The organism is Mesorhizobium sp. M7A.F.Ca.AU.001.01.1.1 (assembly GCF_004022735.1).
In the GTDB taxonomy this organism is placed as follows: Bacteria; Pseudomonadota; Alphaproteobacteria; order Rhizobiales; family Rhizobiaceae; genus Mesorhizobium; species Mesorhizobium ciceri.
In genome coordinates, this window is the sequence record NZ_RZPF01000147.1 from 1 (window position 1) to 10,781 (window position 10,781).

Consider the following 10,781-nt stretch of genomic DNA (forward strand, 5'->3'; position numbering starts at 1 on the left):
GGCTCCTGGCGAGATCGGCGCAAGCGTTGAAGAGACCACCAAGCGAACTTTTCGCCGTGCACTGGCGCTGTCTCTCGATAGTCTGGATGGCTGCAAGTTGCCGACGCAGTTGAGCAAGCTCCGGGTTCGCCCCGTTGCTGCGGCCACCCGAAAGCAACTGGCTTCTGATCGCGCCGCAGCTGTCCGCGTAGGACGGAAGCGTCCCGAACAAAACCGCCGCCAGCGAAATCAATGCGACCACCATGGAAGGCCAGAAACGGATCATCGGGACAACTCGGTCCTTTTTGCGGAGAACCCGGAATTACAGTCCATAACTTACACAAGTTTCAGCTATATGAGTAAACTCTAATTATCTCAAGAACTTCAGCCGGGGTAAGCTTTTGTCTATTGTATTATGTCATCTCGTGTAAATTCGATATTACATTTTTATTTCAAGATTGAGACGAACCTCAAAGGAAAGCGCAAGCCCGACCCTCGCCGCGGACCTGCAACGAAACGGACCGCCATTATCGCCAGGCGTTCGAAACCTTTGCCCGGTCTTCCGCGTTGAAGGACCAAAGGGAGAACGCAGATGTCGATCCACTTCACCGTCTCGGACCTGACAAGAAACCTGTTTCACTCGCTGGGGCTGGATCAGCGCGCGCCAAGGCCTCTCAATCCCGAACAAAGCCTGTTGCTGGAATGCTATCTGGCCGGTCAGGTTCCGGAATCGGCCTGGAACGACTACGTCTTCGAAACGCCCGATCTTGCCCGGCATGCCGCGGCACGGCGCAGTCACCATTGAGCCGGCGGCGGGTGCCTACTTGGGAGAGGCGAATTGCAACGTGAACACGTTGCCGGCGATGCCTTGCGCCAGTTTCGCTGAGAAGGTCAGGGGCAGACAATTCTGCAAGGCGGTCGTTGCGGCGTCGACAAAGGACTTCTTCGCCTTGGCATCGCCTTCCACCTTGATGGCTGTCGGCCTCGGTGGGCCGATCAGCGTGCCGTCCCGCTTGAAGCTGAAGCTCAAGGTGACGCTGGCGGTTCCCGCTCCCGCCGGCGGTGTCCAGCAAGCCTGGATCGCGGCCCCGACATCGTCCATCGTGTTGAGTTCAGCTGCACTTGACGCATGAACAGCGCCCGCCAGCACCACGCCCGCAACCGCAATCCGTCTCGCAACGCTTTTCATCGCCAGCCCTCACGCCTGACCACGGTCCATCTGGGACGCTCAATGGATGGTAGGGCCAACGTCGGCAATGGCAATATCTCTCGGCAAACTTGACGCCGAAAAAGCGACACCTGACTGGGCTTGCGCGGTCTGATCGCTGCTCGATCGCGCCTGGCGATAAAGCAATGCCGGTTAAGTGTGAAACGGTTTTCCCGGAAAAGCGCATAACGCTTTTCCCTTGGGAATTGCGTCGAACAAAGCGTGCGAAAAGCAAAAGGCCGGCATTGCGCCGACCTTTCCTATCGCTGCGACGTTCTGCGCCAGTACATCCGTGGTCGCGGGCCGAAAGCGAATTGCCTGCAGTAGACAGGGCTTTGGTTAACGAACCCTTAAGCTCAGGCCTTGGCCTGGGACTTCACATGGGCGATATAACCGCGCACGTCGCCGGCCGGCTCGCTATAGGCCTTGCCGAGCTTCTTCTCAATCGCCGCCACATAGTCCTTCGCCCATTTGGGCAAGGCATAGTCGATGACGGCCAGAAATTCGAGCGTCGCCGCCAGCCGGATATCGGCGATCGACGGATGCTTGCCGCCGATGAACGGCTTGCCGTCCCTGAAGAACGAGTGGAAGACCTCCAGCGGCTCGGCAATCGCCGCCATCGCCGCCTTCTGGGCTTCGGACTTCTTGTCGGGATGGGCGTCGCTGTGGCCGACCTCGCCGGCATAGTGCGGGAAGCCGAGCGCCGGATAGGTGGCGCGCGCCACATAGGGGTAGAGCGTGCCGATCAGGTAGAACATCGCACTGTCGACCATCGCCCGCTTGGCCGGCGCCTTCGGATAGAATTTCTCCAACCCGTGCTTGTTGGCGAGATACTGCATGATAGCGCAGCTTTCCCACAGCACGCCTCTGGGCAGGCCCTTGTCCTCGATCATCGGTGTCAAATGGGCGGGATTTCGCGCCATGAACTCCGGCGAACGGGTGTGGCCCCAGGCATCGGTCTCGGCGTGGTCGAAACCCGCCGCGCGCGCAAACACCCGCACGGTCATGTTGTTGACGCTGGGCTTCAGCATGCTGAGCTTCAGCGCCGGCTTCTTGGCCGGCTTGGCCTTGGCCCTGGGCGCGGCTTTTGCCGTCGCCTTCACCGCAGGCTTGGCGGCCGCCTTGGCTTTTGGCGTTGCCGCAGCTTTCGCCGCCGGCTTGGCGGCAGCTTTGGCCGCGGATTTCCCGGCAGTCTTCGTCGCTGTCTTGGCCATCTTGTTCCTCCCTCTGGTCTGTTCAGTATGGGTTCTTCGGCGCCCGATCGTCCGACAGAGTGGCACGGGAACGCTCTACGAGCGTCTGGATCGCATCGGCGAGATGCACTTCGGCGATGTTGTAGTCGCCGCGCCCGACCCGCAGCCTGTGCGCTTCCATCAGCACATCCGCATGGGTGAAGCCCGCCGGCGGTTCGAAGCGGTAGGACGCCAACTCGATCAGCAGGCCGAGCGGATCCTCGAAATAGATCGAATCCATGAAACCGCGATCCTTGACGCCGCTGTGCTTGATGCCGCGCTCGTCAAGCCGGGAGACCGCCTGCAGAAAGGTGACGCGCGACACCGAAAAGGCGATGTGGTGAACACAGCCCGGATCGGTAGGCGTGCGCCGCTTCTCCGGCGTCCGGCTCTCGTCGGTGAAGATAGTGATCAGCCGGCCGTCGCCGGGATCGAAATAGAGGTGGCTTTCCCTCGGCTTGTCGAGATTGGGCTGTTCGAAGATGAACGGCATGCCGAGCACGCCTTCCCAGAAATCGATAGAGGTCTGGCGCCCGGCGCCGACCAGCGTGATGTGATGGACGCCCTGCGATTGCAGCTTCTGCATTGGCCTTCCTCCCCCATGGATCAACTGGCCCTAAGGACAGCGCGGCGTTCTGCGCGCCGCTGGAGCCGTACCCCAGGATCCATGACGTGATGCTAATGCAAACAGCTCCGCGGCGCCAGAAGCGACGAACGCGGTGACGCAACGGATAAAGCCGACCGATGGAAAGTGCGCCGTCCGCACTTCCGATGCCCGGCATCGGAAGCACGTACGCGCTGCGCTTTGGAGGCTGAGATCGGCGAATCCGGCCGATAGCCGACCGAATTGATGTACCGACTTACGAGCCGCTGCTGTTGACCGTAGTGCCGACGGTCGTGAAGATCCCGTTGAGCGAATTGCCAACCGCCCCGGCGCCGGTGATGATCGCGAGCGCGATGAGAGCTGCGATCAAGCCATACTCGATCGCGGTCGCGCCAGACTCGTCCCAAGCGAAACGATAAGCTATTTTCTGCATTTCAACCTCCTACAGCTACTAAAGCGAAAACTAATATTCGCCGTGAGTTGCGGGGACGTTAAGGTTCCGGTTTCGCGTCCGTTAACATTTGCCAGACGAATGAAATAAAGGCCGGGTTGGTTGGTGCCACTGGGAGTTTTTAAGGCTGCGGCTACCTGTGCAGAGCGGGTTTCCCGGACGCCACAGTATCGAGGCTCCGCGACTTCAGAAACGAAATCGACGGCATCCTGCAAATTTGTCGAAAAACTTGGTACGCCCAAGGGGAATCGAACCCCTGTTCCCGCCGTGAGAGGGCGGTGTCCTGACCGCTAGACGATGGGCGCGTTCAAGAACCGGCGATATAGGCTGAGCGCTGGGAAAAAGCAACTGGGGTTAGGCCGCTTTCCCCGGTCGAGGAAAAGCCGGCCGTCAGCCTATCGTTTCGGTTCGATCAGATCCCAGAGATTGCCATGCAGATCGGCGAAAACCGCCACCGTGCCGTAGGGCTCGAAGCGCGGTGCTTCGCGGAATTCGACGCCCTTCTCCAGCATCGCCGCGTGGTCGCGGGCAAAGTCGTCGGTTTCCAGGAACAGGAAGACACGCCCGCCGGTCTGATCGCCGATACTTTTGCTTTGCGCCTCGTCGGAAGCCTCGGCCAGCAGCAGCCTGGCGCCCTGCCCGTTGGCCGGCGCCACTGTGACCCAGCGCTTGCCGCCGCCGAGATCGACATTTTCGACGAGCAGGAAACCCAGCCTCTCGACATACCAGGCAATCGCCTCGTCATAATTGGCGACGACCAGGGCGACCGTGGCGACGCGACGATGTTCGGCGAACCCGCTCATCCCCGAGGCTTGCTCATGGGCCTGCTGCCGTTCATCGTTGCGGCTCGGTCACTTGTTGCGGATCGCAAAGCGGCCGATCAGGCGTCGCTCAGTGATGTCGTAGACGAAGATCGTGCGGCTGCCGTCGGCAAGCTCGGCGTCGATCGAGACACGGTTGCCGGACAGCGACTGGCTGACCACCTTGGCCCCGACCGGCAGCACGATGTCGCCGCTGACCGGTTCGCCGGCGGGTGTCTGGATATCCCCGGCCAGCGGCGGGTTCGCCGGCGGTGCATTGCGCGCTTTGTAGACAAGGGCGCCGATCACCACCATAAGGGCGAGGAACAGCAGGCCGAGATTGATCCCGACGAAGCGGACGAGTTTCCTGCGCACCTTTTCGACCTCGGGGTCGAGCGGCTTATCCTGGTCTTCTTCGGCGATCGGGCTGGCCATGGCAAACAGTTCCGGAACGGTTTTTCAATGAGCGCTCATAACGAAGAGGCCCCTGAATTGATAGAGGCGGTACCGACCGTGCTGGTGGCGGATGCGGACGCGGCCGGTCAGCGCCTCGACCAGTGGCTGGCGGCAAGGCTTGGTCCGGACATGTCACGCAGCCGCGTGCAGATGCTGATCAGGCAGGGCGCGGTCTCGGTCGACGGCAAGCTGATCGATGAGACCAAGCGCAAGATGGCGCCGGGCGAAAGCGTGTCGGTTACCATGCCGGAGCCGGAGCCGGCGGAGCCGCAGGGCGAGAACATCGCACTCGATGTGCTTTATGAGGACGACGAGCTGATTGTCATCAACAAGCCGGCCGGGCTTGTCGTGCACCCCGGAGCGGGCAACTGGACCGGTACGCTGGTCAACGCGCTGATCCATCATTGCGGCGACAGCCTTTCCGGAATTGGCGGCGTGCGGCGGCCAGGCATCGTTCACCGCCTCGACAAGGAGACCAGCGGCGTCATGGTGGTCGCCAAGACTGACCGCGCCCACAAGTCACTCTCCGAGGCTTTCGCCGATCACGGCCTCACCGGCGATCTCGAACGTGCCTATCTGGCGCTGGTCTGGGGCATACCGCAGAGGCCGACCGGAAGGGTCGACGCGCCTCTCGGCCGCGCCGCCGACCGCGTGCGCCGTGCCGTGGTGCCGGAAGGACGCGACGACGCCCGCCATGCGGTCACCCACTTTGCCGTGCAGGAGCGCTTCGGCGAGAGCCAACAGGAGTTCGCCACCGCCAGCATGGTCGAATGCCGGCTGGAGACCGGCCGCACCCACCAGATCCGTGTCCACATGGCGCATATCGGTCATCCGGTGATCGGCGACCCCGATTATGGCCAGGCCTTCCGCACCAAGGCCAACCGGCTGCCGGAACCGCTGAAAAGCCAGGTCAAGGCATTTCCCCGGCAAGCTTTGCATGCCTGGCTCCTTGCATTTCGCCACCCCACTACCCATCTAACGATGAGGTTCGAGGCGCCGTTACCGAGGGACATGGAGGAACTCGTCGGCGGCTTCCGCAAACTCTGAACCCGTCACCGACAAGCCATCAAAAAACCTGACTGACATTGTTCACTTCACCGTGACACACTGTTTCGTGTTGAACAAATGCCTGTCTTTTCTGGTTTTGTTCCTGTATAAGATCCGATGTCGCGGGCGAGCCTTTTGGTGCTCGCGTCACATGCCCGCCGCGTTTCGGGGGCATCACTCCAATAGAGAGGGGGCGCTATCATGGCCCAGTCATTACCCAGTATCGTTTCCGGCGAAGGCGGCCTCAGCCGCTACCTGGAAGAAATCCGCCGCTTTCCCATGCTGCAGCCGCAGGAAGAGTACATGCTCGCCAAGCGTTATGCCGAGCATGAAGACACCTCCGCTGCGCACAAGCTCGTCACCAGCCACCTCAGGCTCGTCGCCAAGATCGCCATGGGCTATCGCGGCTATGGCCTGCCGATCGGCGAAGTGATCTCGGAAGGCAATGTCGGCCTGATGCAGGCCGTCAAGAAATTCGAACCCGAGCGCGGCTTCCGCCTCGCGACCTATGCCATGTGGTGGATCAAGGCCTCGATCCAGGAGTACATCCTGCGCTCGTGGAGCCTGGTCAAGATGGGCACGACCGCCAACCAGAAGCGCCTGTTCTTCAACCTGCGCAAGGTGAAGGGCAAGATCCAGGCGCTCGACGACGGCGACTTGAAGCCCGATCAGATCGCCGAGATCGCCACCAGGCTGAACGTTTCCGAAGCCGAAGTGGTGTCGATGAACCGCCGCCTGTCGGGCGATGCCTCGCTCAATGCCCCGATCCGGGCGAGCGAAGGTGAGTCCGGCGAGTGGCAGGACTGGCTGGTCGACGACCACGAAAGCCAGGAAGAGATGCTGATCGAGCAGGACGAGCTGGAAAACCGGCGCGGCATGCTGTCGGGCGCTCTTGCCGTGCTCAACGAGCGCGAGCGGCGCATCTTCGAGGCCCGTCGCCTCGCCGAGGAGCCGCTGACGCTGGAAGAGCTTTCGTCCGAATTCGACATCAGCCGCGAGCGCGTGCGCCAGATCGAGGTGCGCGCCTTCGAGAAGGTGCAGGATGCGGTCAAGGCCGCCGCCAAGCGCCAGACCCAGGCGCTGCGCACCATTGAGGCGCAGCCCGCAGCCTAAAGCCGGCTAAAGGCAACAAGATCTAAAGGCGGCGCCAGGAAACTGGCGCCGCTTTTTTCTTGTGTGGTTGGCGAAAGCGGAGGCGACATCCGATCTCCCCTGCAAGGGGGAGATTGCAGCTTCGCCGGCAGCGATCTCTCAAAGCCCATCCAGCGGAAACTTTAGATACCGCCGGCCATTCGCTTCGGGTTCGGGCAGCCTCCCGCCATTCATGTTGACCTGCAGCGCATGCAGGATCAGCCGCGGCATCGGCAGCGTCCTGTCGCGCGCTTCGCGCAGGGCGACGAACTCGGCCTCGCTGCGGACGGCGGCAAGATGGGTGTTGGTCGCCTTCTGTATGGCGACCGTGCTTTCCCACAAGGGTTCGCGGCCGCCGGCCTGATAGTCATGACCGACGAACACCCGCGTCTCGTCCGGCAACGCCAGTATGTCCTGGATCGAGCGCCAGAGCCGCGCGGCACTGCCGCCGGGAAAGTCCGTCCTCGCTGTGCCGCTGTCGGGCATGAACAGCGTGTCGTGGACGAAGGCGGCATCGCCGATCACATAGGTGATCGACGCCAGCGTATGGCCGGGCGAGAACAGCACCTTGGCCGGAAGCGTGCCGACCGTGAAGGTTTCGCCTTCACCAAACAGCCTGTCCCACTGCGAACCGTCGGCGGGAAAATCCGGCCAGTTGTAGATCGCCTTCCACAAATTCTGGACGTCGACGACCCTGTCGCCGATCGCTGTCGGCGCTCCGGTCTTCTCCCTCAGATAGTGCGCCGCCGAGAAATGATCGGCGTGCGGATGGGTGTCGAGGATCCATTCGACGCTCAGCCCCTGCTCGCTGACGAAGTCGAGCAGGATATCGGCATTCGTCGTTGCCGTAGCACCGGATTTCTCGTCGAAATCGAGGATCGGATCGATGATGGCGCAGCGTTTCGTCGCCTGGTCGGCGACGACATACTGGATGGCCCCGGTCGGCTTGTCGTAGAAGCCGCTGACCTGCGGCCTGGCCAAAGCTACGTCCAATTCTGGCTTCCCCAACTCTCGGTCGTCAGGAATGATTTTCTCTGACGACACCCGAGAGGAGCATGGTTGTCCGCTCGGGTGAGCCAGTCAAGTATCATTTCGCTCGCGGCGACAGGAAAGCCAAAAACTGTTCCGAGGAGCGGTCAGGCAGAGGGCTGCTTGGTCTTCCGCAGATACGGCAGGATGGTCTCATAAGCGCCGAAGCGCCTGATCGCGTCCTCGTTGGAGACGGCAGCGGTGATGATGACGTCCTCGCCCTGCTTCCAGTTTGCCGGCGTCGCCACCTGATGCTTGGCGGTCAGCCGCATGGAATCGACCGCACGCAGGATCTCATCGAAGTTGCGGCCCGTGGTCATCGGGTAGGTCAGCACCAGCTTGATCTTCTTGTCCGGTCCGATGACATAGACCGAGCGCACCGTGGCATTGTCGGCCGGTGTGCGGCCTTCCGACGTCTCGCCGGCACCGCCCGGCAGCATGTCGTAGAGCTTGGCGACCTTGAGGTCCTTGTCGCCGATCAGCGGGTAGTTCACCGAATGGCCGGTCGCCGTCTTGATGTCGTCCTGCCACTTGCCGTGGCTTTCGACCGGATCGACCGAAATGCCGATGATCTTGACGTTGCGCTTCTTGAATTCGCCTTCGAGCCCCGCCATCGTGCCAAGCTCGGTCGTGCAGACCGGCGTGAAATTCTTGGGATGACTGAACAGGATCGCCCATCCGTCCCCGATCCAGTCGTGGAATTTGATCGTCCCTTGCGTGGTCTCGGCGGTAAAATCCGGCGCAATGTCGTTGATACGAAGGCTCATGGTACATCTCCCCTGTAAACGGAACCCGTCGGCAGCGAGGAACGACAAGCGGCAACCCATGCTGCCATCGAACTGCCCCGCCCGGGCATCGTTGCATCTTAGCGCAAAAATCGTGACTGCAAGACAATATGAAACTCTTGTCGGTGGCAGGCGAGCATTTTTATGCTGCCGAATGCTCGGCACGCGGATGAGAGCCTGTTGGGCTGGACAGGAGAGATCCTGCCTCAGCTCTTGTTGACCGCCATTGTCACAGTCAGGTCTTCCATGCGCTGTGCCAGCGCGCTGAGCGCGTTGGTCAGCACGCTATCGCTCTTGTCGGCCTTGGTCAGAGCCTCGTCGCGGGTCTTGCGCAAGGTCAGCACTTCGCTTTCCATGCCCTTGACGCGTTTCTGCAACTCCGAGAGTTCATCCATCACCATGATGCCGGCCATCACGGTCAGCCGCTGATCGCCAATCTCGCCGAACGAGTCCTTCAGGTGTGAAACATAGCGGTCGAAACGTTCGGCAAGATCGATCAGATGCTCTTCCTGGCCCTCGTCGCAGGCCATGCGATACTGCTTGCCGTCGATTGAAACCGTGACCTGTGCCATCGGGCCAGCTCCTATCTGTCCAACACGGCGCGGATGGTTTCCATGGCGGTCACCAAACGTCGCGAGACTTCCTTGTTGGCATCTTCCAGCCGTTCGGCGCGCGCTTCGGAATTGTCGAGTTCCTGCGCCAGCCGCGAGCGATCGGCGTTCATCCGCTGCACCTCGGCCTCGGCTTCGGAGTAGTCGCGTTCATGCTCGAGCTTGGCCGCGACGGCGTTTTCCAGCCCCTCGATGGCCTTGCCCAGCCTCGCGATGACTTCCTTGAGTGTGGCTTCCCCGGTCATGGCCTTCGTCCTGTGCCCTGCCCATCACCGAATCGTTCACGTTCAGAACGCGTTATCCCTGAAACATTAGGCACCGGGTGAAGGCAACGTCAACAAAGCTCTCGCGACTGTCCCCCGCTAACGCTAATGTAGGTCCGCCGCCGGCATCACAAGACCGGCAAATGTGCACCCGATTTGTTGACTAAAAGCCCGCGCCTGCTATGTGTCGCGCACCCTTTTCAAGGGCTCTCCCAAGCCCCCAAACCCCCACTTCTGGAGGAACCATGACGTCGCGTGAACAACATGACCGGATGGCCAATGCGATCCGCTTTCTCTCCATGGACGCCGTCGAGAAGGCAAACTCCGGCCATCCCGGCCTGCCCATGGGCTGCGCCGACATCGCCACGGTGCTGTTCACGAAGTTCCTGAAATATGATCCGAAGGCCCCCCATTGGCCCGACCGGGATCGCTTCATCCTGTCGGCCGGCCACGGTTCGATGCTGCTCTATTCGCTGCTGCACCTGACCGGCTACGAGGACATGACGATCGACCAGATCAAGCATTTCCGCCAGTTGGGCTCGAAGACCGCCGGCCATCCCGAATACGGCCATGCCACCGGCATAGAGACGACCACCGGCCCGCTCGGCCAGGGTCTCGCCAATTCGGTCGGCTTCGCGCTCGGCGAGCGCATCATGAACGCAGCCTTCGGCAACGACCTCGTCGACCATTACACCTACGTACTGGCCGGTGACGGCTGCCTGATGGAAGGTGTTTCCCAGGAAGCCATCGCGCTTGCCGGCCATCTCAAGCTCAACAAGCTGATCGTCTTCTGGGACAACAACAACATCTCGATCGACGGCCCGGTCTCGCTTGCCGACAACACCGACCAGGTCGCCCGCTTCCAGGCCTCGGGCTGGAACGCCAGCCACATCGACGGCACCGATCCGGAAGCCATCGCCTATGCCATCGAAGCCGCTCGTCACTCCGACAAGCCGACGATGATCGCCTGCAAGACGACCATCGGCTTCGGCGCTCCAACCAAGGCCGGCACCAACAAGGCGCACGGTTCGCCGCTCGGCGCCGACGAGATCGCCGGTGCGCGCAAATTCTTCAACTGGGACTCGCCGCCCTTCGAGATTCCGGCCGACATCCTTGACGCATGGCGCGCCGCCGGTAAAACCGGCACCAAGCCGCGCACCGACTGGGAGGGACGTCTGGCCAAGGC

14 protein-coding genes, 1 tRNA gene and 1 pseudogene are annotated in these 10,781 nt (G+C 61.6%); 4 read left to right on the top strand and 12 right to left on the bottom strand.

Annotation, left to right across the window (positions count from 1 at the left end; all coding sequences use genetic code 11):
* Positions 1-265, bottom strand: a pseudogene (locus EN884_RS11710) (hypothetical protein); the annotation flags it as partial.
* A gap of 306 nt (positions 266-571) precedes the next feature.
* Here EN884_RS11710 and EN884_RS11715 point away from each other — a divergent pair.
* On the top strand, positions 572-784 hold the full coding sequence (locus tag EN884_RS11715; RefSeq protein ID WP_013529263.1) for a hypothetical protein: 213 nt from the start codon (positions 572-574) through the stop codon (positions 782-784).
* Between the two features lie 15 nt (positions 785-799).
* On the opposite strand, the gene EN884_RS11720 is transcribed toward EN884_RS11715, so the two are convergent.
* From EN884_RS11720 to EN884_RS11750, 7 genes are all read right to left on the bottom strand, one after another.
* Positions 800-1,168 carry a hypothetical protein gene (locus EN884_RS11720; protein WP_063169151.1) on the bottom strand — a complete coding sequence of 123 codons (369 nt, stop codon included), beginning with the start codon at positions 1,166-1,168 and terminating at the stop codon, positions 800-802.
* A 374-nt stretch (positions 1,169-1,542) separates the two neighbouring features.
* On the bottom strand, positions 1,543-2,400 hold the full coding sequence (locus EN884_RS11725) for a glutathione S-transferase family protein (protein ID WP_013529261.1): 858 nt from the start codon (positions 2,398-2,400) through the stop codon (positions 1,543-1,545).
* Between the two features lie 22 nt (positions 2,401-2,422).
* Positions 2,423-3,004 carry a VOC family protein gene (locus tag EN884_RS11730; RefSeq protein WP_013529260.1) on the bottom strand — a complete coding sequence of 194 codons (582 nt, stop codon included), beginning with the start codon at positions 3,002-3,004 and terminating at the stop codon, positions 2,423-2,425.
* Between the two features lie 274 nt (positions 3,005-3,278).
* Positions 3,279-3,455, bottom strand: coding sequence for a Flp family type IVb pilin (locus tag EN884_RS11735; protein ID WP_063169152.1), 177 nt, complete (start codon positions 3,453-3,455; stop codon positions 3,279-3,281).
* 248 nt (positions 3,456-3,703) lie between these two features.
* A tRNA-Glu gene (locus EN884_RS11740) sits at positions 3,704-3,778 on the bottom strand.
* 90 nt (positions 3,779-3,868) lie between these two features.
* On the bottom strand, positions 3,869-4,276 hold the full coding sequence (locus EN884_RS11745) for a VOC family protein (RefSeq protein ID WP_063169153.1): 408 nt from the start codon (positions 4,274-4,276) through the stop codon (positions 3,869-3,871).
* A 48-nt stretch (positions 4,277-4,324) separates the two neighbouring features.
* On the bottom strand, positions 4,325-4,708 hold the full coding sequence (locus EN884_RS11750) for a fimbrial protein (protein ID WP_013529257.1): 384 nt from the start codon (positions 4,706-4,708) through the stop codon (positions 4,325-4,327).
* Positions 4,709-4,735: 27 nt separating this feature from the next.
* Here EN884_RS11750 and EN884_RS11755 point away from each other — a divergent pair, with 27 nt between their 5' ends.
* Together EN884_RS11755 and rpoH are read left to right on the top strand one after the other, a co-directional pair.
* Positions 4,736-5,776, top strand: coding sequence for an RluA family pseudouridine synthase (locus EN884_RS11755; RefSeq protein WP_013529256.1), 1,041 nt, complete (start codon positions 4,736-4,738; stop codon positions 5,774-5,776).
* A 201-nt stretch (positions 5,777-5,977) separates the two neighbouring features.
* Positions 5,978-6,889 (top strand): RNA polymerase sigma factor RpoH, encoded by a 912-nt coding sequence (gene rpoH / locus EN884_RS11760; RefSeq protein WP_013529255.1) that lies wholly within the window; start codon positions 5,978-5,980, stop codon positions 6,887-6,889.
* Between the two features lie 138 nt (positions 6,890-7,027).
* Here rpoH and EN884_RS11765 read toward each other — a convergent pair whose 3' ends face one another.
* From EN884_RS11765 to EN884_RS11780, 4 genes are all read right to left on the bottom strand, one after another.
* On the bottom strand, positions 7,028-7,900 hold the full coding sequence (locus EN884_RS11765) for an MBL fold metallo-hydrolase (RefSeq protein ID WP_063169154.1): 873 nt from the start codon (positions 7,898-7,900) through the stop codon (positions 7,028-7,030).
* A gap of 143 nt (positions 7,901-8,043) precedes the next feature.
* Positions 8,044-8,703 carry a peroxiredoxin gene (locus tag EN884_RS11770; RefSeq protein WP_063169155.1) on the bottom strand — a complete coding sequence of 220 codons (660 nt, stop codon included), beginning with the start codon at positions 8,701-8,703 and terminating at the stop codon, positions 8,044-8,046.
* Between the two features lie 224 nt (positions 8,704-8,927).
* Positions 8,928-9,293: a cell division protein ZapA gene (locus EN884_RS11775; protein WP_013529252.1), complete on the bottom strand. Its 366-nt coding sequence runs from the start codon at positions 9,291-9,293 to the stop codon at positions 8,928-8,930.
* Positions 9,294-9,304: 11 nt separating this feature from the next.
* Entirely contained in the window at positions 9,305-9,577 is a 273-nt protein-coding gene (locus EN884_RS11780) for a DUF4164 domain-containing protein (RefSeq protein WP_013529251.1), read from the bottom strand.
* Positions 9,578-9,840: 263 nt separating this feature from the next.
* On the opposite strand from EN884_RS11780, the gene EN884_RS11785 reads away from it, so the two are divergent.
* Positions 9,841-10,781 (top strand): thiamine pyrophosphate-dependent enzyme (locus EN884_RS11785; protein ID WP_245491924.1); only part of this gene is annotated, 941 nt, incomplete at its 3' end.